This window comes from Arthrobacter sp. SIMBA_036 (genome assembly GCF_046535135.1).
Lineage (GTDB): Bacteria > Actinomycetota > Actinomycetes > Actinomycetales > Micrococcaceae > Arthrobacter.
Genome location: NZ_JAWRXG010000011.1, coordinates 39736 through 61091, shown reverse-complemented (window position 1 = coordinate 61091; position 21356 = coordinate 39736). Strand labels below are relative to the sequence as shown.

Genomic DNA, 21356 nt, shown 5'->3' with positions numbered 1-21356 from the left:
TCAGTCAGTGCCCAGTTCGGCCTCACGCCGCTCCGCTGACGCGCGGTTGTGGCGCTGTCCGGTGACAACCACCACCAGGCCGGCCAGAATCATGGCCAGGCCCGCATATGTCCCGGCTGGCAAGGTCTCATGCAAGAAGATAGCGGCCAGCAGCGCGGCTCCCGGAATTTCCAGCAAGATGATCATCGACACCAAAAGGGGACTCATGGTCGCCAACAAATGGTTGAACGCCGTGTGGCCCACCAGCTGCGCACAGACGGTGACGGCGATAATTCCGAGCCAGCCTTCGGCGTCGAACCCTGCAAGCGGCTGGTGGCTCGCCAGGGCCAACACGGCCACGATAGCCGCGCACATCCCGTAGCAAAGGGTGGTGTAGGTTCCTGTTCCCATCGATTGGCGCGCTTTCCCGCCAGCCAAGGTATACAACCCTGCCAGTGCGCCCCCCGCCAAGGCCAGGACGTCGCCCGGAAGTGCGGTAGGAGAAGATCCGGTGTCGAAACCCGTGATCGCGACAACGCCCCCGAATGCTATCCCTAAACCCACAAGCACGGGCCAGCGGTGCCTTGTGCCCCGTAGCGACTGGAAAACGGCAATCCATCCGGACTGCAGGCAGACCAAGGCCGTTGCAGCTGCTACAGAGGTGAGCTGCAGGGCTGTGATAAAGCATGCAAAATGCAGTGCCAAAGCAACTGCCGCAACAGCTGACCACCCAAATTCGCGCCGCGTGACCCTGGCGAATTCGGCCGGCCTGCGTAGGGCGACGGGTGCTGCCATCACAACTGCGCCGATGGCATTACGCCAGAATGCGATCGCCAAGGCCGTCACCGAGGTAGCCCCGAGGGTTCCTGCGATCAACGGCCCGGAGGAAGCCACGCCGAGGACCCCGAGGGTGGCGATAAGAAGGTTCACGGGTCCACCCTAGTGTCCCGAAGCCGACCACCCTATCTGCGTCGGGGTCTGTGTGGTTGTCTTATCACTACAGGTGGATCCCGTCGCCGCAGGTCACAGGGCTGCCGATCGCACACTCAGGGGGCATCTAGTGGACACATCACCGGGAGATCGGGGCCCGCAGCGCAGACGGTCGGTTTTCATGCTCATCACGGCCGGTATCGTGGCGGCGGTCCTCCTGCTCGCGGGTTGGTTCGTTCTGATGAGGTACAACCAATCAAACGCCGGTTCCTCTCCTGGAAGCGCAACGAGTCCGGGTGAACCGGGTTTGCCTGCCATCTACCCTGTGCCGCAGCACGCCACAGCGGCGTCGGGGAAACCCGTTCCCCTGAACGGGCATGTCTATGTAGTGGCAACGGCTGGAACGGACCCAGCCTCCGTCTCGGCAGTCCAAGCACTTGTGGTGGGCGCCGGCGGGACTGCGGAGACCGTAACCTCCTTGGCCAATCCGACGTCGGGCTCCTCCGCCGTGTACCTCGGCGCTGCCAGCGACCCCCAAGTTTCCACAGTTCTCGCGACTCTTGGACGGGACAGCGCAGCCGCTAACCAGGAAGCTCTTGGACACGCGGAGGGCTATGCAATCGCTACTGGCACATCGGCCGGGATACCCACCGCGGTCTTGGTGGGACGCGACGGCGATGGGATCTTTCACGGTATACAAACCCTCAGGCAACTCCTCACAGGTGGAACAGTGTCCGCCGCCCTCATCAGCGACTGGCCGTTGATGCAGACCCGTGGAGTTATCGAAGGCTTCTACGGAATCCCCTGGTCCCATCAAGCCCGTTTGGACGTCATCAAGTTCGCCGCTCAACAAAAGATGAACACCTTCATCTACTCCCCGAAGAACGATCCGCTTCTCCGGGATCAGTGGCGGACCCTGTATTCGAATCAGCAACTCAGGGAACTGCAAGAGCTTATTGACACTGCAACGGCGAACCACATCCGGTTCACCTATTCGCTGTCCCCGGGCCTGGATATTTGCTACTCAAGTGTCGCGGACCTGAATGCCGCGGTAGCCAAGCTTGAATCCCTCTACAGCTTGGGCGTGCGCTCATTTGTGATTCCCCTTGACGACATAGACACCAAGGTCCAGTGCGATGAGGACGTGAAGGAATTTGGTTCCAACGAGGCTGGCCTCGGGAAAGCGGAAGCTTCGTTCCTGAACGACGTCAATGCTCGGTTCATATCCAAGAAGCCGGACATCCAGCCTCTTCAAATGGTCCCCACTTTCTACAACGGTTCGGGCAGCACCCCCTACAAGAAGGCACTGGGCCGTGCCCTCAATCCCGACATCGTGGTTCAGTGGACGGGCGAGGACGTGGTGTCCCACCGGATCACCCGTGGTTCTGCCGAGACAGCCCAGCAGAGCTATGGAAGCCCCGGAACGAAGCGGAACATCGTGATCTGGGACAACTACCCCGTCAATGACTATTCGCAGGACCACATCTTCCTGGGACCGGTAAAGGGACGCGACTCCGATCTCAACCAAGCGATCAGGGGTATTGTTACCAACCCGATGATCGAGGCCTATTTATCGCTGCCCGCCATCTTCAATTACGCGGACCTGTCGTGGAACGGGCCCGCCTACGATCCCGCCAAGTCCATGGATGCGGCATTGACCGCGGTGGCAGGTCCTGCCCCCGATGTCCAAGCCGGAGTCAGGGCTTTCGCGGACCTGAACCAGGACTGGCAAGGTGATGCGCTGACGCCGTCGGCACCCGCGCTGACGGCGGATATAAACCAGTTCTGGTCAGCGTACGACGCCGGCCAGTCACCGTCCGGGGCATTGCTGGCGCGCGCGGAGCTGCTCCAGCGGCTCCCCGACCTGCTGCCCCGAATGGCGGAGCCGGGCTTCGCCAATGACGCCGTGAATTGGACCGCAGCAGCAGCACAGTACGGCCGAGGTGTGCAGCAGGCCATCGCGATGTTGGACGCGGCCAAGAAGGGCGATGCCCAGGCAGTTACCCAAGCCCGCAAGGACGTTCAAAGCGCCGAGACAGCAGCCGCTGCCGCCACACAGCCCACCTTGGACCTCGGCGTCGTTACGCCGGTGTTGGGAAAGGGAGAACTCAAAGCCTTCTTGGATCAAGCTCTCCAAAAGGTCCCTGCCGGCTAGCCTCGGATGTTAAAGCAAAAAGTCCCGGCCAATACTGGCCGGGACTTTTCTTATGGTGGAGGCACGGGGACTCGAACCCCGAACCCCCTGCTTGCAAAGCAGGTGCGCTACCAATTGCGCCATGCCCCCATAAGAAGCAACCCGTCAATCATACCCCAATTCAACCCTGGCAATTACCGGTCGAATCTGCGGCCAGGGGCTAATCCACCGTATCGGTCGACTTGCTCCATACTTCTTTTCGGGCTTCGGATTCCTGGTTCTTTTTATAAACCAGGACACCTGCGATCGCTGCTGCTACAACTACGAGCAACTTCTTCACAAGTACCTCATTCCGGTTCAGTGTTACCTGAACCTGCTAGGTTCCGTGGGCGTACCAGGACTTGAACCTGGGACCTCTTCGTTATCAGCGAAGCGCTCTAACCGCCTGAGCTATACGCCCCGATGCCTCATCGGGCCGAGATATGACTGTACAGCACATCCCGGACCGATCTCAAATCGAGGCAAATCCGCGCGGATATTCCACCAATTTCGGCGTATTTCCGCGATTTTTTTACTAGTCGTCCGTCAGAGTGACGCCAATGCCGCCAACCAACGTTGCGGAAATGTTATAAAGCACGGCCGAGAGCATCGACAGCGCCGTGAGCAGAACAACATTCACGACGGCGATAATCGTTGCGAAGGACGCCACCTGACCGAGTGAAGCCACCTTCTTGAGTTCAAAGCCGCCGCTTTCGGATCCGGCAAGGGTACCCAACAGGCTGTCCACCTGGTTGAAGATTCCAGTGAGATCCAACACAGTCCAGAGCACAACTGCAGCGACAACGGTCACGATGCCCAGTGCGACGGACAGCAAGAACGCCATTTTCAGCACGGACCACGGGTCGACCTTGCTGACCAGAAGCCGTGCGCGCCGGACCTTGGCCTTGGGAGCCGGCTTTACCAAGCCGGGGGACCCTTGAGCGGGGCGCTGCTGGGCCGGAGCACCAGCAGGACGCTGGCCAACCTGAACGGGGCGCTGGCCAGGCGCACCAGCGGGACGCTGACCACCTTGGACAGGTCGCTGACCAGGCGCACCAGCAGGACGCTGGCCGGGTGCGCCGGTGGGACGCTGGGTGGGTGCGCCAGCCGGGCGCGCGCCTGCGACTCCCGCACCGGAGGTGCCGGTTCCCGGACTCTGTTGCGGCCGTGCCGGTGTTCCTGGCTGGGCGTTGCCCGAGGGCTGCCGGAGTCCGCCGGGGACACCTGTGCTCGGCTTGGGATATGAGTCGGAATTACTCACTCGTTACCTCCGGTGTTTTCTTCGTTCAGCTCCGCGCCCGTTCCGTTGTCCGGGTCTGCGTCGTTATCCGTTTCGGCCATGCTGGTCACCTCTGAGGCAACTTCGTCTGCAGCCAACGTTACGTCATCCGCGCCACCGTCATCGGATTCATCCGTTTCCAGTCCGCGTTCGCCGTTGCGTGCCACCTCGATAATGCGGTCATTCTTGTCAGGCTTGGCAAAGATAACGCCCATGGTGTCCCGACCCTTGGCAGGAACACCTGTCACAGCGGAGCGGACAACCTTTCCGCCTTCCATGACAACCAGTACTTCGTCTTCTTCCTGAACGATCAAAGCACCTACAAGGTCGCCACGCTCTTCAGCAAGCTTCGCGACCTTGATCCCCAGACCACCGCGGCCTTGCAAGCGGTACTCCTCGACGGCGGTCCGCTTGGCGTAACCACCTTCGGTCACGATGAAGACAAATGAACCGTCCTGAACCACGTCAGCGGCCAAGAGCTCGTCGTCTTCCCGGAATTTCATGCCTGTTACTCCGGAGGTCGCCCGGCCCATCGGGCGGAGCGCGTCGTCGGTTGCAGTGAAGCGGATCGACTGGCCCTTACGGGAAACCAACAGGAGATCGTCCGTCTCACTGACCAACTGGGCCGAGACCAGCTCGTCCTCATCGCGCAGGTTGATGGCAATAACGCCAGCGGTGCGGTTGGTGTCGTAGTCCTCCAGCCGGGTTTTCTTCACCAGGCCGTTCTTCGTGGCGAGCACGAGGTATGGAGCTTGCTGGTAGTCGCGAAGGTCCAGGACCTGTGCAATATGCTCATCCGGCTGGAAGGCCAACAAGTTGGCAACGTGCTGGCCCTTTGCGTCGCGGCCGGCCTCCGCCAACTCATAAGCCTTGGCCCGGTACACGCGGCCGAGGTTGGTGAAGAAAAGCAGCCAGTGGTGCGTAGTAGTGACGAAGAAGTGCTCCACGACGTCGTCACCGCGCAGTTGGGCGCCCTTGATGCCCTTACCGCCGCGCTGCTGTGAACGGTAGTTATCGCTGCGGGTCCGCTTCACATAACCGCCGCGGGTTATGGTGACCACCATTTCCTCTTCCGGGATCAAGTCCTCCATGGACATGTCGCCGTCGAAACCCATCAGGATGTGCGTGCGGCGATCGTCACCGTGCTTGGCAACAATCTCGGCGAGTTCTTCGCTGATGATCTGGCGCTGGCGTTCCTCTGAAGCAAGGATCGCGTTGAATTCTTCGATCATCGCCTCGAGTTCAGAATGGCGATCCTGAATCTTTTGGCGTTCCAAGGCCGCCAAACGGCGTAGCTGCATATCCAGGATGGCGCGGGCCTGGAGCTCATCGATCTCAAGGAGCTCCATAAGTCCCTCGCGGGCGGCTTCTGTCGTGTTGGACGCCCGGATGAGGGCAATGACCTCATCCAGCATGTCCAACGCCTTGAGGAGAGCACGCAGGATGTGCGCTTCTTCTTCAGCCTTGCGGAGGCGGTACCGGGTGCGACGGGCGATGACGTCCATCTGGTGCGTCACCCAGTGCCTGATGAACGCGTCAAGGCTCAAGGTGCGTGGCACGCCGTCGACGATTGCCAGCATGTTCGCCGAGAAGTTGTCCTGCAGCTGCGTGTGCTTGTAGAGGTTGTTGAGGACAACCTTGGCAACTGCGTCGCGCTTGAGGACAATAACCAAGCGCTGGCCGGTACGGCCCGAAGTCTCATCGCGGAGATCTGCGATGCCCTGGATTTTGCCGTCCTTGACCAGTTCAGCGATCTTGATGGCCAGGTTGTCCGGGTTGGCCTGGTACGGAAGCTCGGTGACTACAAGGCAGGTGCGCCCCTGCAGTTCCTCGACGTTGACCACTGCGCGCATGGTGATGGAGCCGCGGCCCGTCCGGTAAGCGTCTTCGATGCCCTTATGACCCAAAATCGTGGCACCCGTGGGGAAATCAGGGCCCTTGATGCGCAGCAACAGGGCTTCGAGGAGTTCCTCGCGGGTGGCCGTGGGGTTCTCCAACGCCCACTGCACGCCCTCGGCCACTTCACGAAGGTTATGCGGAGGAATGTTGGTGGCCATACCGACGGCGATGCCTGAGGAACCATTGACCAGCAGGTTGGGGAACCGCGCCGGCAAAATGGTGGGTTCCTGGTTTTTGCCATCGTAGTTGTCTTGGAAATCGACGGTTTCCTCGTCGATGTCCCGGACCATTTCCATGGCGAGCTGGGCCATCTTGGTTTCCGTATAACGCGGTGCCGCAGCGCCGTCATTTCCCGGAGAACCGAAGTTGCCTTGGCCAAGCGCCAACGGATAGCGCATGGTCCAGTCTTGGATCAAGCGCACCAAGGCATCGTAGATCGCCATGTCGCCGTGGGGGTGGTACGTACCCATGACGTCACCGACCACGCGGGCGCACTTGTTGAAGGAGCGATCGGGGCGGTAGCCGCCGTCGAACATGGCATACAAGACGCGACGGTGTACCGGCTTGAGGCCATCACGGACGTCCGGCAGGGCGCGACCGACGATCACCGCCATGGCGTAGTCCAAGTAGGAACGCTGCATTTCCGTCTGCAGGTCCACCTGTTCGATGCGGTCAGTCAGGAGATCGCCCTCGATGACGACGTCGTCTGCGTTGGGTTCCGCCGGGACTTCAGGAGTTTCGTCACTCATAATTTAAGTTTCCGTTTCAGGTATATGTCGGTTCAGGAATATCTGGCGTTTTGTGCCCTAGATATCGAGGAACCTGACGTCCTTGGCGTTTTGTTGGATGAAGTTGCGGCGTGATTCCACGTCCTCACCCATCAGCACGGAGAAGGTTTGATCGGCGGCCAGCGCGTCGTCCATGGTGACCTGCAACAGCGTCCTGCGATCCGGGTCCATGGTGGTGTCCCACAGTTCGGTGTAGTCCATTTCGCCCAGGCCCTTGTAACGCTGGATGCCGTTATCCTTGGGCAGGCGCTTGTTCATGGCCGCACCCTTACGGATGGTGTCGTCGCGTTCGCGGTCGCTGTAGACATAGTCATGGGCAGCATTGGACCACTTGATCCTGTACAGCGGCGGCTGGGCCAAGTAGACGTAGCCGTTCTCGATGAGAGGGCGCATGTAACGGAACAGCAAGGTCATCAACAGAGTGGTGATGTGCTGGCCATCGACGTCGGCATCCGCCATCAGCACGATCTTGTGGTACCGCAGCTTCGAAATGTCGAAGTCCTCACCGATACCGGTTCCGAAAGCCGTGATCATGGACTGGACTTCCGTGTTACCCAATGCTTTGTCCAGGCGCGCGCGTTCGACGTTCAGGATCTTGCCTCGCAGCGGAAGGATGGCTTGTGTTTCAGGGTTCCGCCCGCGCTTGGCCGAGCCGCCGGCCGAGTCACCCTCCACCAGGTAGACCTCACAGCGCGAAGGATCCTTGGAGGAGCAGTCAGACAACTTGCCTGGCATGCCGAAGGATTCGAGGGGACTCTTCCGCCGTGCATTGTCGCGCGCCTTCCGGGCAGCCATGCGGGCCTGGGCCGCGGATATGGCCTTGCGGATCACGTCGCGGGCCGGGCCCGGGTTTCGTTCAAGCCAGTCACCAAGTTGATCGGTGACGACCCGCTGCACGAACCCCTTGACCTCGGAATTTCCCAACTTGGTCTTGGTCTGGCCCTCGAACTGGGGTTCGGAAAGCTTGACCGAAATGACGGCCGTCAACCCTTCCCGGATGTCATCGCCGGTAAGGTTGTCGTCCTTTTCCTTGATGATGCTCTTCTCGCGGGCGTAGCGGTTGATGAGTGACGTCATCGCCGCGCGGAACCCTTCTTCGTGGGTTCCACCTTCATGGGTGTTGATGGTGTTGGCGTATGTGTGGACGCTCTCCGAATATGCGGTGGTCCACTGCATCGCCACCTCAAGGGCCATGTGCCGTTCGGTGTCTTCAGTTTCGAAAGCAATGACGTCTTCGTGGACGATCTCCACCTTCTTGCTTGAGTTCAGGTGCTTGACGTAGTCCAGGAGCCCGTCGTCGTACTGATACACCACTGTCCGGTGCTCGGCTGCAACTTCGCCCTCGGTTGCGACGGCGTCAAGGTCCAGATCCGGTTCGCCGCCACGAGCAGCAGGCCGCTCGTCGGTCAAGGTGATTCGCAAGCCCTTGTTAAGGAATGCCATCTGTTGGAATCGCGCGCGCAGCGTTTCGAAATCGAACTCGGTGCTTTCAAAGATGGTCCCGTCCGGGTAGAACGTCTGGGAGACTCCGGTCTCATCCGTGGCTTCGCCCTTCACGAGGCCGCCTTGCGGCTTCCCGCCGTCGGCGAATGTCATGCTCCACACGTGACCCTGGCGACGCACTACAGTCTCAACCCGGCGTGACAGCGCGTTAACCACGGAGATGCCCACGCCGTGAAGGCCGCCTGAAACGGCATACCCGCCACCGCCGAACTTTCCACCTGCGTGCAGGATGGTCATGACCACTTCAACGGTCGGTTTACCCTCGGTGGGGTGGATATCAACCGGAATGCCACGGCCATTGTCCACCACTTGGACGCCGCCATCGGCGCGGAGGGTGACTTCGATGTGGGTGCAGTACCCGGCGAGGGCCTCATCAACTGAGTTGTCCACCACTTCATAAACCAAGTGGTGCAAGCCGCGGGGACCAGTGGAGCCGATGTACATGCCAGGGCGTTTGCGTACCGCTTCGAGACCCTCCAGCACCGTGATGTCGCTGGCGCCATACTCCCTCGGTGTCGCTGCGGGCGTATCAGGCTTGGGAGCAGTCTCCTCTTCGGGTTCTACTGCCAAGGTCTCTGCATTGTCGTTAGCCACAGGCGCTTTCGACTCCTCTGTATTCGATGACGGCCGCTCCCGGCAACGTTCGCAACGAGTGCGGCCGTCAACGGGCACGTGACTGATTGCGCCGGCTACTCAGCCGCCAGGTTGCCCTCATGCCACAGGATGGATTCAGGTTCCCGGCGACGTTCCACCGGCGCTCAGTGATCTACGCCAATTCTATCGTGGAAACGCGGGAATCTTTGCAAATACAGGGGCAGCCCACAGCTGAATATGGCCACGAGAGGCCGCTGGCCCCATCTTCAGCGGCCGCGCGGTGGTCCCGATGGGTGCCTATACGGCTCCGGGCCGTTGATACTCCCTGTACGCCCCTCAGCCGTAGGTATCCCTCGGACCGCGGCCGTTGACGCTGCGCCCACCTTTTCGCCAGCTCGGAGCTGATGGACCGAGCACCTGGATGCTGGTCACGACTCCTTCTCCCAGCTCGTTGCGAAATAACTCAAGAAGACTCGTACTCAATAGGCGGAGCTGGGTTGCCCAAGCCGTGGAATCACAGCGTACGTGCAGCGTGGTATCGGTAAAACTCTCCGGCGTGCAATGAGCGGAGATGTCCGCTCCTACCAGTGTTTCCCACTCGGCCATGACCGAACCGACAGCCACCGGGGAGGTCCAACCACGCTCTGCAACCAGTCGGCCCACTACTTTTCCCAGCCCCAACGGGTCACGCCCCGTCCCGTGGAACTGGGAAAATCCTTTGGTGTCGCGCAGGCCTTTTCGTTTGGGAACTGAACCTGGCCGCGGCGCCCGCTGCCGGACCTCTCCACGCGCAGCCGCCGCTTCGCGCATGCGATTAAGCGCCGCCTGGGCTGCGTCGATTTCGTCAGGGTCTCGACCAGGTTGAAGTCCCTCGCGGCTATCCTTCGCCATCGATGCCTCCCGGAACAACGGTTACGCGCCGTCCGGACAAATCTTCTGGGATGTCGGCCTCGACGGCGGCTGTCACCAGCACCTGCTCGGCACCGGCAACTATTGCAGCAAGTTTACGTCGCCGCTGGACATCAAGTTCGGCAAAGACATCATCCAAGATGAGGATCGGCGCCGTACCACCCGTCCGGGCATCATCCAGCATGACGTAGTAGGACGCCAGGCGCAGGGACAGGCACATCGACCACGTTTCGCCGTGGGAGGCATACCCCTTGGCGGGGGCTTGCCCCAGCACCAGTTCCAATTCGTCGCGGTGGGGCCCAACCAAGGATATGCCCCGTTCAAGTTCCTTTTTTCTCGATGCTGTAAACGCCTGCACGTACCGGTCCGTGAGTTCGTCGACGGACAGTTGCCGGAGGTCTTCGCCCGACGGCGACTCTTCAGTCCCGGAAGTGGCCGAACCGCCGTCGTCGTCCAGGATGTCCTGGATAGTGGATCGGTAGACGGCGGCAGCGGGCTTGGAACCATCAGTGAGTTGGGCATAAGCGTTATTGAGGTGCGGGCCCAGACGCTCCACGAGTTCCAAGCGGGCATGCAGCAACTCAGCACCGGCGCGTGCCATGTGCTGATCCCAGACATCGAGCGTGGCTTCGTGGCCAGCGGTGAACTTGCCGGCTCGAGCCGATTTGAGGAGTGCGTTCCGCTGTTTGAGCACCCGATCATAATCCGTACGTGTGGCAGCATGCCGCGGTACGAGGCTCACCAACAGCTCGTCCAGGAAGCGCCGCCTGTTCGAAGGGTCACCCTTGACCAATGCCAGGTCCTCCGGTGCAAAAAGGACGGTCTGGCAAATCCCCAGGATATCCCTGGCGCGCACCGGGTTCCCTCGGTTGATCCGCCCTCGATTTGCACGGCCGGCGTTGATCTCGACCTCAATGACTGTCGATTGCTCGCCCCGGACGAGCCGGGCCCGGATCAAGGCACGGTCGGCACCAAACCGGACCAAAGGGCCATCCGTGCTCACTCGATGTGAGCTCAAAGTTGCCAGGTATCCAATGGCTTCCATGAGATTGGTTTTGCCAATCCCATTCGAGCCGACCAGTATTGTCACTCCGGGCCCCAGCTTGAGATCAACCTGGGCGTAGCTGCGGAAATCCGTCAGCGATAGATGTTCGAGGTACACGCCGTTTGTTGGACTCCCGCGTCCTAGCTGGCCGGACGCGTGGCGTGTCCGCCGAACTGGTGACGCAAGGCCGAAACCATTTTCATGGCCGGCGATGTGTCTTCGCGGGAAGCGAACCGCGCAAAGAGTGCTGCCGTGATGGCCGGCGCAGGAACCGCATTCGCTATGGCCTCTTCAACAGTCCAGCGGCCCTCGCCCGAGTCTTCCACGTAGTCATCTATGGAGGCCAAGCCCGGATCCTCGTCGAGTGCCTTGACCATGAGGTCCAGGAGCCAAGACCGGACAACGGTCCCCTTTTGCCACGCACGGAAAGTTCCCGGGAGGTCTGTCACGATATCCTTGGCCGCGAGCAACTCGTAGCCTTCGGCGTAGGCCTGCATGAGGCCGTACTCGATGCCGTTGTGGACCATCTTCGCGTAGTGGCCCGCTCCGACTCCACCGACGTGGACAAAGCTGTCCGCCCGGTCACCTTCAGGACGCAAGGCATCGAAAATCGGCAAGGCCAGTTCGATGTCCTCGGCAGCTCCACCGGCCATGAGCCCGTAGCCATTCTGGAGGCCCCAAACGCCGCCGGAAACGCCGCAGTCAGCGAACCGAATGCCTTTTTCGGCGAGGGCGGCTGCATGCTTTTGGTCTTCGGTGAAGCGTGAGTTGCCGCCGTCGATAATAAAATCACCCTGGTTAAGCTTCTCGCCGAGCTCGGAAATGACGGAATCCGTGATATCGCCGGAGGGAACCATGACCCAAATGATGCGCGGGGTGGGCAGTGCTGCGATCAGTTCGTCCACCGAGGCAACGTCTGTCACGTCCGGGTTGCGGTCCAAGCCCGTGACTTCAACACCGCCTTGCCTCAAACGCTCGCGCATGTTGAAACCCATTTTTCCAAGGCCGATAAGTCCGATGTGCATAGGGGGTGACTCTTTTCTGCGATGGGACGGAGGAAACTGATGGATGCCGCGCGTTATGAAGAGGTTAGTTAGGCAGGCGGACCGGCATCACGAGGTAACGGTAATCGTCCTGGTCCTCGCCGTCGGCTTCGGCTTGCGCCGTAATCATGGCCGGCTTGGGAGCCGTGGTGAATGAGAACCGAACGTACTTGGTTTCGATGACACCCAGGCCTTCAACGAGGTAGTGCGGGTTGAAAGCTACGGTGATGTCTTCACCGGAAAGTTGGGCTTCGAGTTCTTCGGACGCTTGGGCGTCCTCTCCGGTTCCGGCGTCGAGGTTCAGTAGGCCCTGGGTGAAGGCCAAGCGGACCGGAGTATTGCGCTCAGCCACAAGTGAGACGCGGCGAACGGCCTCAACCAGGTCCTGTGTTGCCACCGTGGCATGGATCGGAGTCGAATCGGGAAACAGCGAACGGATCTTGGGGTAATCACCGTCGACAAGAAGCGACGTGGTGGTCCTTCCACCGCTTTCAAAGCCGATAAGACGGCTGTCATCATCGGCAAGTGCAAGGTTGATGTCCCCGCTACCGCCCAAGGTTTTGGCTACCTCATTGAGCGTTTTGGATTTCACCAACGCGCTTGTGGAGATGCCCGGTGTTACTGGTTTCCAAGGAACTTCCCGCATGGCCAGCCGGTACCGATCGGTCGCCAACAGGGTGATGAGATCGTCCTCGATCTCCATGCGGACCCCGGTCAAAATCGGAAGGGTGTCATCTTTGCTCGCGGCAATGATGACTTGGGACACCGCTTGAGCGAACGCGTCTCCGGGCAAGGTGCCACTGACCGCGGGCAGCGACGGGAGGGCGGGATACTCGGATTCGGGCATCGTTGCCAGGTGGAAGCTGCTCCGGCGGCAGGTCAGCGTGACCTTGTTGCCGTCGGTCTCCACATCCACGGGAGCTGAAGGAAGGCTGCGGCAAATGTCAGCCAGCAGGCGTCCGGAAGCCAAGATGGTTCCCTCGGTGGCGATGTCCGCCGGAATCTCGAGGCGGGCCGAGGTTTCGTAGTCAAAGCTTGAGAGGCTGACCGTTCCCGCCTCAGCCTTGAGGAGCAGACCCGAAAGCACGGGTACGGGCGGCCGCGGAGACAGTGACCGTGCGGTCCAGGTAACGGCTTCTGCCAAGACGTCACGGTCGACTCTGAACTTCACGGAGGGGTGCCGCCTTTCATTGCTGGTACCAAAACATCGCTGCGGAACTCGTGATCGAGCCCGCCAAATCTGCATTCGCCTGGGCTGGAACCTGCATGGTTCCCACTCAGCGAATCACAAACAGACCCAGGGATGGGAGCGCTGCTGACAGCTTAGCCGGAAGATCCGGGATTAACCCATCTCCAGCCGTGACGGGACACCCCATGGGGACAGTCCGGGTTCACGTCACCCTGGTTCTTGGGATGTTTCCGGGACTGGGTTGGGTCGGCAGAACGAGATTGTTATTTGAGGGATTTCAATTTTTTGGGATTCGTAGTGTTAATAACTGCTGTGGAAACTGTGGATAACCCGCTCTGGCCGCGACCCTCCGCGGTTAAGCCCTGTTCACGAACTGTGCGTTAACTGGGTTTTAAACAGGGTGTGGATGGGGACAACTCCCAACGCCTATTTTGACGATCCACAGACGGCTTAAGGGTTTTAAGCCCATTAACCGCGCTTGTCCCCTTAACTATCCACAGGCTTATCCACATGTGCCTGTTAATAAGGTATGTGGAGGCGGGGAAGGTGTGAGGCTAGGAGTCGCGCTGTTGCTGCTTGATGCGGTTGGTGAGCTCCGTAACCTGGTTGTAAATCACACGGCGCTCAGCCATGAGCTCGCGAATTTTCCGGTCGGCGTGAATGACGGTGGTGTGGTCCCGGCCACCGAGTTCCTGGCCAATCTTGGGGAGGGACATATCCGTGAGCTCACGGCAGAGGTACATGGCGATCTGCCGCGCGGTCACCAGCGTCCGGGTACGGGACTTACTGCAGAGTTCTTCCATGCTGAGTTTGAAGTAGTCCGCAGTCTGGTCGAGGATCTGCTTGGCTGTGATTTCCTGGGCGCCATCATCGGTGATCAGGTCCTTGAGGACCATTTCTGCCAGGGCTACGTCAACGGGCTGGCGGTTGAGGCTTGCAAAAGCTGTGACACGGATCAGCGCGCCCTCAAGTTCACGGATGTTGCTCGAGATCTTCGAAGCGATGTATTCCAAAGCATCGTCGGGTGCCGAGAGGCCTTCGCTGAGGCCTTTCTTGCGGAGGATGGCGATGCGCGTTTCCAGCTCGGGCGGCTGGATATCCGTCAGCAGGCCCCATTCGAAGCGGGACGTCATGCGGTCCTCGAATCCAGCGAGCATCTTCGGTGGCTGGTCGGAGGTGATAACAACCTGCTTGTTGGCATTGTGCAGGGCGTTGAACGTGTGGAAGAACTCTTCCTGCGTCCGGTCCTTGCCGGCCAGGAACTGGATGTCGTCGATCAGCAGGACGTCGACGTTCCGGTATGTGGTCTTGAAGCTGGTGCCTTCGTCATCACGAATTGAGTTGATGAAGTCATTGGTGAATTCTTCTGAGTTCACGTAACGGACGCGGATCCCGCTGTAGAGGCGCCGGGCATAATGTCCGATTGCGTGGAGCAGGTGAGTCTTGCCAAGACCCGAGTCACCGTAGATGAACAACGGGTTGTACGCCTTGGCTGGTGCCTCGGCCACTGCGACGGCGGCTGCGTGCGCGAAGCGGTTGGAGGAGCCGATAACGAAAGTGTCGAAGATGTATTTCGGGTTCAGGCGACCAAACTCGTGGGAGGTGCTGGGCGGCGTCGGCTGCGGTTTCGGGTCGGCAAAGTCCGACACAGCGGACAGTTCGACGACGGGCTCCGGCTCCACGTGGACCGGCACCAAGTCCGTGTCGACGTCGATCGCGCAGCGGATGTCATCCGAAAAGACATTGCGGAGAGCCTCGTCCAGGGCGTCCTTGACTTGGGTCTGCAGAACCTCGCGGGTGAGCTCATTGGGAACGGCAACCAGGAGGGTGGATCCGATCAGGCCCTGCGCCTGGGCGAGGATGACGAAACCGCGCTGGCGGGGGGTGACCCTATCGTCTTGTTCCAACAGGTTCAGCACCCTGCGCCAGGAACTTCCGACAGTGTTGGCGTGGTTGGCTTCGTCTACTGTCATCAATCTGTTCCTAAATACTTGCTTGCCGGCGATGCTGGCAGCCAGAGTGTCTCCGTCCTGCGCTGTTCCAGTGATAATCCACAGAGTTATACACAGCGGGTGGAGATTGGGCTACTGAGCCACTCTAGGGGATGAAAACCGTAGAAGATAGCTGGGAAGTTGCTTGTGGATAATTACACGGCTGTGGTTCGCCATATGCCTCTGTGAGCCACTTCATCCACAGGCTGTGAGCTACCACCGGACACAGCTGTGGATAGTCCTGCGGCAGGCTCCCGGTTTGACTGTGGCGGTCTTTTTGCCCTAACGTTGTGAAGTCCTTTGTGTCCGCTTTTGAGATGAGTTGCAGGTCCGTACGTTCAACGTATGGATGGCAACGGCGGCAGGCACATACAAAACTTAGCGTCGGCCAGTTCTTCCCCTTTTCTGATCGGGTGGGCGCACCTTTGATCCACTGGAGTAACTAACGTGAGCAAGCGGACTTTTCAGCCGAATAACCGCCGTCGGGCCAAGAAGCACGGCTTCCGCCTTCGTATGCGTACCCGTGCAGGCCGCGCCATCCTGGCTGCCCGTCGCGGCAAGGGCCGCGTCGAACTGTCGGCATAAATACAACTGACTTGTCGGTCAGAGTCTTTTTGAAGGTTCTCCGGTGCTAGCCACCCCTAACCGTCTCAGGACTTCTGCCGATTTTTCAACAACTGTACGTTCCGGCGTCCGCAATGGACGCCGGAACTTAGTGTTATATGCGGCCCCCTTGGGGGTCGGGGAGCCGAGTCGTATCGGTTTCATTGTCTCCAAAGCCGTCGGGAACGCCGTGACTAGAAACCTCGTTAAGAGGAGACTAAGGGAAGCGGCTGCCCTTTCCCTGTGTCAGCACGGAACGGGCCTGGCGGTGGTCGTGAGGGCACTGCCAGCAGCAGCATCAGCCGGCTGGGAGCAGCTTCTCTCCGACTACAACGCCGCATTGGCAGCGACGACGAAGCGTTTGGGCGGATCGGTTCCGCTTAATGCTTCGTCGAACCACAACGGCACCACAACGGAAGGGACACCGCGTGCGTAACAACAGCACCGCCGTCGTTCCTTCCTCAAGCGTGCCCACGGCCAAGCGTTCGGGACCAAGCCGCTGGCCAGCGGTGGCCGGATTTTTCTGGAACCTGCCCCGAAACATCATCATTTTTTTACTGAAGGCGTACCGCAAGGTCATCTCGCCCCTGTACGGCCAGGTTTGCCGTTTCTTTCCTTCATGCTCGGCCTATGCGCTCGAGGCAGTAACCGTGCACGGTGCTGTGAAGGGCAGTTGGCTCGCAGCCAAGCGGCTCGCCAAGTGCCACCCCTGGAACGCCGGCGGAGTGGACCATGTCCCCGCTGGTCATCGTCATTGGCCTGAAGGCCGGACGCCCACAATTGTTGTACTGAACAATCCGGACCAGTTCTTGGCTGCTCAGGCTGATGAAGAAGGCCGCTCGGCGGCCTGAGGAATAGGGAAATCGTATGGACTTCATTGGGACAATCTTGTTCCCGTTCAAATGGCTGGTGTCGATCATCATGGTGGGTTTCCATGAGGGGTTGAGCACCATCGGCTTGCCGTCAGGTAACGGCTGGACGTGGACTCTTTCCATCATCGGCTTGGTGTTGGTGATCCGAGCAGCCCTCATTCCTGTCTTCGTCAAGCAGATCAAGGCCCAGCGCGGCATGCAGCTTTTGCAGCCGGACCTGAAGAAACTCCAGGCGAAGTACAAGGGCAAAACGGACCAGCTCTCCCGCCAGGCCATGGCGCAGGAGCAGATGGCGCTTTACAAGCACCACGGCACCAACCCGTTCTCGGCCTGCTTGCCCATGCTCATCCAGATGCCGTTCTTCTTCGCCTTGTTCCAGGTACTTTCAGGGATCTCAAGCGCCAAGAACGCAGGTACCGGCATTGGAGCGATGAGCGCCCAGCAGGTAGTTGAGTTCGACGAATCAAGCATCTTTGGAGCACCGCTGTCGTCCGCGTTGTTGCATGGCGGCAACGTCTCCGTTGTGATCCTCAGCCTCGTGATGATCGTTGCCATGACGGCTTCGCAGTTCATCACGCAGAAGCAGATCATGGCCAAGAACATGTCCGAGGACGCCATGGCCAGCCCCTTCATGCGGCAGCAGAAGATGATGCTTTACATCCTGCCGCTCGTCTTCGGCATTGGTGGCATCAACTTCCCCATCGGCGTGCTCATCTACTGGACCACCACCAACCTGTGGACCATGGGCCAGCAATTCTTCGTTATCCGACGCATGCCGACCCCCGGTTCACCGGCCGCTAAGGCTCTTGAACAGCGCCGCGCTGCCAAGGGACTGCCGCCGCTGCTGGGCGGGAAGAAGCGCGACGACGAGGCCGAGGCGGCTGCTGCTGCTGCGACTGCCGCAGCTGACATTCGAGCTCAGCGCGTCCAGCCACAACGCAAGAACAGGAAGAAGAAGTAATGTCTGCCGAGAGCACTGAAGAAGTTGTTACCGCTGTGACCGACGAGGATTCGCAGGAGGAAAGCCAGTCCAAGACTGCAAGCCGACTGGAAGAGGAAGGCGATATCGCAGCGGACTACCTCGAGGAACTTCTTGATATCGCTGATATCGACGGCGATATCGACATCGAGGTTCGCAACGGGCGCACATACATCTCCATTGGCACAGACGACGAGTCCGATGCCCTGGATAGCCTCGTGGGCCCCGACGGGGAGGTCCTCGAAGCGCTTCAAGAGCTGGCACGCCTGGCTGTTCTGTCGGCAACAGAGAATCGTTCCCGTTTGGTGTTGGACATCAACGGTTACCGTAAGGAGCGCGCCGGCGTTCTGCAGGAAATTGCCGAAGACGCAGTAGCCAAGGTCAAGGAGGCCGGGGGGACGGTAGCCCTGGAACCGATGAGCGCGTACGAGCGCAAGATCGTTCACGACGCTGTGGCCGAGCTTGGGTTTGTTTCCGAGTCGGAGGGCGAAGGGGCAGGCCGCCACATCGTCGTCTCGGCCGACTGACGGCCCATGGTTGATATCACCGCAGCTGAGCTGGAAGCAGCACAGAAGATTTTCGGAGAACGCTTGGATCTCGCCAAGCGCTATGTGGAGCACTTGGCCACCTCCGGTACTGAGCGTGGGCTTATAGGTCCGCGTGAGGTGCCGAGATTGTGGAGCCGCCACGTTTTGAATTGCGCGGTTATTGAATCTGCCATACCTTCGGGCAGTCACGTTGCCGACGTCGGATCCGGTGCTGGCCTGCCTGGGCTGTGCCTTGCCATCGCCCGGCCCGACTTGGAGCTGACCCTGATCGAACCGCTTGAGCGGCGCGTCATCTGGTTGCAGGAGGTAGTCGATGACCTCGGTCTGGATAACGTCACCGTCATGCGGACCAGAGCTGAGCTCGCCGTCGGAATGGTGACGGCGGACGTAGTCACCGCGCGGGCAGTTTCCGCCTTGGCGAATCTGGCTGGCCTGACTATTCCGTTATTGGATGGCCATGGAGAAGTGGTGGCCATCAAGGGGCGGAGCGCCGCAGAAGAGATTGAGAAAGCCAAGAAGGTCATCCGGAAACTCGGGGGCGTGCAGACGTCAGTTGTGGTTTGCGGACAGGAGCTTTTGGAGGAACCCACCACCGTGGTGAGGATCATCGTCAACAAGCCCCGAAAGACTCCGTAGGTCCCGTTCGAGTTCCCGCGTGTCGGCGATTGAGCGGTTAGGCTAGAGATCGGCAGCAAGCGCCGAATGAGAGTGAGAGTGCGACCAGTGGGCAGTAGTGAAACCTCCACGCAGCGAATCCCCCCCTTTATGTCTTTAGGGTCGGCTCGCGCCATGGCTACGCCCTCTTCGTCCCTTCAGTCCGCAATAGTGCAAACCAAGTCAGTTGAGAACGCTGCCGTTTCACGTGAAACCGCCTCAAACGGAGCGCAAAACGTCATGGATTCCATTGATGACTCCAGCCCCATCGCGCGGCAGTTGGCCAATGAGACCCGTCGTCGTGAGAGGCTGATCGGGCGGGAATTGCCCAAACCCGATGGCACGCGGATTTTCACCGTTTCCAACCAAAAAGGTGGGGTGGGTAAGACCACCACAACGGTAAACATCGCAGCGGCCTTGGCGTCTGCCGGCCTTAACGTTCTTGTTATCGACATCGATCCCCAAGGCAACGCATCGACCGCTCTTGGCATCGAGCACCACGCCGACGTCGACAGCATTTACGACGTCCTCATTAATGATCTTCCACTGAAGGACGTCGTCGCTCAGTGCCCCGACATTCCTAACCTGATCTGTGCGCCGGCCACGATCCACTTGGCCGGTGCCGAGATTGAACTCGTCTCGCTGGTTGCTCGTGAGCAGCGACTCCGCCGGGCCATTGACGTCTACGCCAAGGAACGGGCGAAGAACGGCGAGGACCGGTTGGACTTCATCTTTATCGATTGCCCGCCGAGCCTGGGTCTGCTCACCGTCAACGCGTTCTGCGCTGCCAGCGAAGTCCTCATTCCTATACAGTGCGAGTATTACGCGCTGGAAGGCCTGAGCCAGCTTCTCAAGAACATCGAGATGATTCAGAAGCATCTCAACGCTGATCTCGAAGTATCTACGATTCTTTTGACGATGTATGACGGCCGAACCAATCTGGCAGCACAGGTGGCGTCTGAGGTCAGGCAGCACTTCCCAGATCAGGTATTGAGCGCGGTGGTGCCCCGCTCCGTTCGAATCTCCGAGGCACCAAGCTACCAGCAGACGGTCATGACCTATGACCCATCATCCAGCGGTGCCCTCTCCTACATGGAAGCCGCCGCTGAAATCGCCGAACGATAGAATTCTTGAAACACCGCAACAGTCTGGGCCGATCCGTGCTCGACGCTTCCATCGGAGGGATGACTACATGAGCGAAAAGCGAAGGGGCCTCGGCAGGGGTCTTGGGGCTCTCATTCCTAGCTCGCCGGCCGGTGCCCAAAGCGGCGGTGTCACGACCTCCCGACCGGTGGATCTATTTTTTCCTGAAGCCCGCAAGAGTGTTGAATCGCCTGAGGAAGTTTCACCTGGCTCGCCGGCCGCCGACGACTCCAAGGCTGAGTCCGTGACGAGGCCCCTTGCCGCTACAGCTGCTAAGGTGCCGTCTGCAGCTAAGGGCGCGCCGGCAAAACGAGCCCCAAAGGACTCAAGCCGCCCCGCAACCGTAAAGGACGCCGAGCCACGGTCTTCTGCCAGCACTGACGCGGGCGTGGAATTAGTGGAAGTCCCCGGAGCTCGCTTCGCGGAAATACCGGTTGGGGATATACACCCCAATCGAAAGCAGCCTCGCTCCGTCTTCGATGAAGACGACATGGCTGAGCTTGTTCACTCGGTCAAGGAAATAGGCGTCCTCCAGCCAATTGTTGTGCGTACTTCAACCGAAAAGGGTGGAGAACCGTACGAGCTAGTCATGGGCGAGCGTCGATGGCGTGCGGTTCAGGCCGCGGGCCTGGAAACAATCCCCGCGATCGTTCGGGATACCACAGATGACGACTTACTTCGTGATGCCCTTCTCGAGAACCTCCACCGGAGCCAGCTCAATCCATTGGAGGAGGCTGCGGCATATCAGCAATTGTTAGAGGACTTTGGAACTACTCACGAGGAGTTGGCTGACCGCATTGGTCGGTCGAGACCCCAAGTTTCAAACACTCTCCGTTTGCTGAAGCTGCCGCCGCTGGTCCAGCGCAGGGTCGCCGCGAACGTAATCTCGGCGGGCCATGCGCGGGCACTGCTTGCACTTCCCGACGCGGCCGCCATGGAGCGCCTAGCTCAGAAGATCGTTGCTGAGGGTATGTCCGTTAGGGCAACGGAAGAGGCCGTCTCGCTCTACCAAGATCCGACAGCTCCTGAAAAGAGCAAGATTCCTAGGCCGAACGCGCGTCATGAGCGGTTGGATTATCTGGCCTCATCGTTGTCTGACCGCTTGGACACGAACGTAAAAATTACCCTTGGTGCTCGAAAGGGCAGGGTTAGTATCGAATTTGCCAGCGTCGAAGATCTCAACCGGATCATGGATGTGCTCGGGCCTGGCGCCGAAGCCTAAGATTATTTGATTT

Annotated in this window: 19 protein-coding genes and 2 tRNA genes; 9 read left to right on the top strand and 12 right to left on the bottom strand. The window is 59.8% G+C overall.

What is annotated here, in order from left to right; translation table 11 throughout:
• A complete protein-coding gene (locus SB659_RS15260) occupies positions 1 to 909 on the bottom strand; it encodes a DMT family transporter (protein WP_410550949.1) in 909 nt (302 codons plus the stop codon).
• A 181-nt stretch (positions 910 to 1090) separates the two neighbouring features.
• On the opposite strand from SB659_RS15260, the gene SB659_RS15255 reads away from it, so the two are divergent.
• Positions 1091 to 3064 carry a beta-N-acetylhexosaminidase family protein gene (locus SB659_RS15255; protein ID WP_410550948.1) on the top strand — a complete coding sequence of 658 codons (1974 nt, stop codon included), beginning with the start codon at positions 1091 to 1093 and terminating at the stop codon, positions 3062 to 3064.
• Between the two features lie 53 nt (positions 3065 to 3117).
• On the opposite strand, the gene SB659_RS15250 is transcribed toward SB659_RS15255, so the two are convergent.
• The 11 genes from SB659_RS15250 to dnaA form a co-directional block, all read right to left on the bottom strand.
• Positions 3118 to 3193 (bottom strand) — tRNA-Ala (locus SB659_RS15250).
• Positions 3194 to 3263: 70 nt separating this feature from the next.
• Positions 3264 to 3383, bottom strand: coding sequence for a DLW-39 family protein (locus tag SB659_RS15245; protein ID WP_284976929.1), 120 nt, complete (start codon positions 3381 to 3383; stop codon positions 3264 to 3266).
• 46 nt (positions 3384 to 3429) lie between these two features.
• Positions 3430 to 3503: transfer RNA gene (locus SB659_RS15240), tRNA-Ile, on the bottom strand.
• Between the two features lie 114 nt (positions 3504 to 3617).
• The gene (locus tag SB659_RS15235) at positions 3618 to 4343 is read right to left on the bottom strand and encodes a DUF3566 domain-containing protein (protein ID WP_284978626.1); all 726 of its coding nucleotides are present in this window, start codon (positions 4341 to 4343) and stop codon (positions 3618 to 3620) included.
• Positions 4340 to 7009 carry a DNA gyrase subunit A gene (gene gyrA / locus SB659_RS15230; protein WP_284978625.1) on the bottom strand — a complete coding sequence of 890 codons (2670 nt, stop codon included), beginning with the start codon at positions 7007 to 7009 and terminating at the stop codon, positions 4340 to 4342. The genes SB659_RS15235 and gyrA overlap by 4 nt, the downstream gene beginning before the upstream one ends.
• Before the next feature lie 57 nt (positions 7010 to 7066).
• The gene (gene gyrB / locus SB659_RS15225; protein ID WP_284976932.1) at positions 7067 to 9145 is read right to left on the bottom strand and encodes a DNA topoisomerase (ATP-hydrolyzing) subunit B; all 2079 of its coding nucleotides are present in this window, start codon (positions 9143 to 9145) and stop codon (positions 7067 to 7069) included.
• Positions 9146 to 9481: 336 nt separating this feature from the next.
• Complete coding sequence (locus SB659_RS15220) at positions 9482 to 10036, bottom strand: DUF721 domain-containing protein (RefSeq protein ID WP_284978623.1); 555 nt, start codon at positions 10034 to 10036, stop codon at positions 9482 to 9484.
• A complete protein-coding gene (recF, locus tag SB659_RS15215; protein ID WP_410550947.1) occupies positions 10023 to 11216 on the bottom strand; it encodes a DNA replication/repair protein RecF in 1194 nt (397 codons plus the stop codon). Before recF ends, SB659_RS15220 begins: the two co-directional genes overlap by 14 nt.
• 23 nt (positions 11217 to 11239) lie before the next feature.
• Complete coding sequence (gene gnd, locus SB659_RS15210) at positions 11240 to 12169, bottom strand: phosphogluconate dehydrogenase (NAD(+)-dependent, decarboxylating) (protein ID WP_410551019.1); 930 nt, start codon at positions 12167 to 12169, stop codon at positions 11240 to 11242.
• A gap of 19 nt (positions 12170 to 12188) precedes the next feature.
• Positions 12189 to 13313: a DNA polymerase III subunit beta gene (gene dnaN, locus SB659_RS15205; protein ID WP_410550946.1), complete on the bottom strand. Its 1125-nt coding sequence runs from the start codon at positions 13311 to 13313 to the stop codon at positions 12189 to 12191.
• Between the two features lie 572 nt (positions 13314 to 13885).
• On the bottom strand, positions 13886 to 15304 hold the full coding sequence (gene dnaA / locus SB659_RS15200; protein ID WP_284978620.1) for a chromosomal replication initiator protein DnaA: 1419 nt from the start codon (positions 15302 to 15304) through the stop codon (positions 13886 to 13888).
• Positions 15305 to 15769: 465 nt separating this feature from the next.
• On the opposite strand from dnaA, the gene rpmH reads away from it, so the two are divergent.
• The 8 genes from rpmH (at position 15770) to SB659_RS15160 (ending at position 21343) form a co-directional block, all read left to right on the top strand.
• The gene (gene rpmH / locus SB659_RS15195; RefSeq protein ID WP_011776797.1) at positions 15770 to 15907 is read left to right on the top strand and encodes a 50S ribosomal protein L34; all 138 of its coding nucleotides are present in this window, start codon (positions 15770 to 15772) and stop codon (positions 15905 to 15907) included.
• 43 nt (positions 15908 to 15950) lie between these two features.
• Positions 15951 to 16361, top strand: a complete 411-nt coding sequence (gene rnpA, locus SB659_RS15190; protein WP_284978619.1) for a ribonuclease P protein component — start codon at positions 15951 to 15953, stop codon at positions 16359 to 16361.
• Positions 16309 to 16776, top strand: coding sequence for a membrane protein insertion efficiency factor YidD (yidD, locus tag SB659_RS15185; RefSeq protein WP_284978618.1), 468 nt, complete (start codon positions 16309 to 16311; stop codon positions 16774 to 16776). The genes rnpA and yidD overlap by 53 nt, the downstream gene beginning before the upstream one ends.
• Positions 16777 to 16792: 16 nt before the next feature.
• Complete coding sequence (yidC, locus tag SB659_RS15180; protein ID WP_284978617.1) at positions 16793 to 17758, top strand: membrane protein insertase YidC; 966 nt, start codon at positions 16793 to 16795, stop codon at positions 17756 to 17758.
• Positions 17758 to 18303: a protein jag gene (locus tag SB659_RS15175; RefSeq protein ID WP_284978616.1), complete on the top strand. Its 546-nt coding sequence runs from the start codon at positions 17758 to 17760 to the stop codon at positions 18301 to 18303. Before yidC ends, SB659_RS15175 begins: the two co-directional genes overlap by 1 nt.
• 6 nt (positions 18304 to 18309) lie before the next feature.
• Positions 18310 to 18960, top strand: coding sequence for a 16S rRNA (guanine(527)-N(7))-methyltransferase RsmG (gene rsmG / locus SB659_RS15170; RefSeq protein WP_284978615.1), 651 nt, complete (start codon positions 18310 to 18312; stop codon positions 18958 to 18960).
• 129 nt (positions 18961 to 19089) lie between these two features.
• Positions 19090 to 20103 (top strand): ParA family protein, encoded by a 1014-nt coding sequence (locus SB659_RS15165; RefSeq protein ID WP_410550945.1) that lies wholly within the window; start codon positions 19090 to 19092, stop codon positions 20101 to 20103.
• Between the two features lie 67 nt (positions 20104 to 20170).
• Positions 20171 to 21343 (top strand): ParB/RepB/Spo0J family partition protein, encoded by a 1173-nt coding sequence (locus SB659_RS15160; protein ID WP_284978613.1) that lies wholly within the window; start codon positions 20171 to 20173, stop codon positions 21341 to 21343.
• The last annotated feature ends 13 nt before the right edge of the window (positions 21344 to 21356 follow it).

What these genes read in the sequence shown, in the direction of transcription:
- SB659_RS15255 (WP_410550948.1), top strand. Translation starts at nt 1,091, where the DNA reads ATGCTCATCACGGCCGGTATCGTGGCGGCGGTCCTCCTGCTCGCGGGT.
- gyrA (WP_284978625.1), bottom strand. Translation starts at nt 7,009, where the DNA reads ATGAGTGACGAAACTCCTGAAGTCCCGGCGGAACCCAACGCAGACGAC.
- SB659_RS15220 (WP_284978623.1), bottom strand. Translation starts at nt 10,036, where the DNA reads ATGGCGAAGGATAGCCGCGAGGGACTTCAACCTGGTCGAGACCCTGAC.
- dnaA (WP_284978620.1), bottom strand. Translation starts at nt 15,304, where the DNA reads ATGACAGTAGACGAAGCCAACCACGCCAACACTGTCGGAAGTTCCTGG.
- yidD (WP_284978618.1), top strand. Translation starts at nt 16,309, where the DNA reads ATGCTTCGTCGAACCACAACGGCACCACAACGGAAGGGACACCGCGTG.
- yidC (WP_284978617.1), top strand. Translation starts at nt 16,793, where the DNA reads ATGGACTTCATTGGGACAATCTTGTTCCCGTTCAAATGGCTGGTGTCG.
- SB659_RS15175 (WP_284978616.1), top strand. Translation starts at nt 17,758, where the DNA reads ATGTCTGCCGAGAGCACTGAAGAAGTTGTTACCGCTGTGACCGACGAG.
- rsmG (WP_284978615.1), top strand. Translation starts at nt 18,310, where the DNA reads ATGGTTGATATCACCGCAGCTGAGCTGGAAGCAGCACAGAAGATTTTC.
- SB659_RS15165 (WP_410550945.1), top strand. Translation starts at nt 19,090, where the DNA reads ATGTCTTTAGGGTCGGCTCGCGCCATGGCTACGCCCTCTTCGTCCCTT.
- SB659_RS15160 (WP_284978613.1), top strand. Translation starts at nt 20,171, where the DNA reads ATGAGCGAAAAGCGAAGGGGCCTCGGCAGGGGTCTTGGGGCTCTCATT.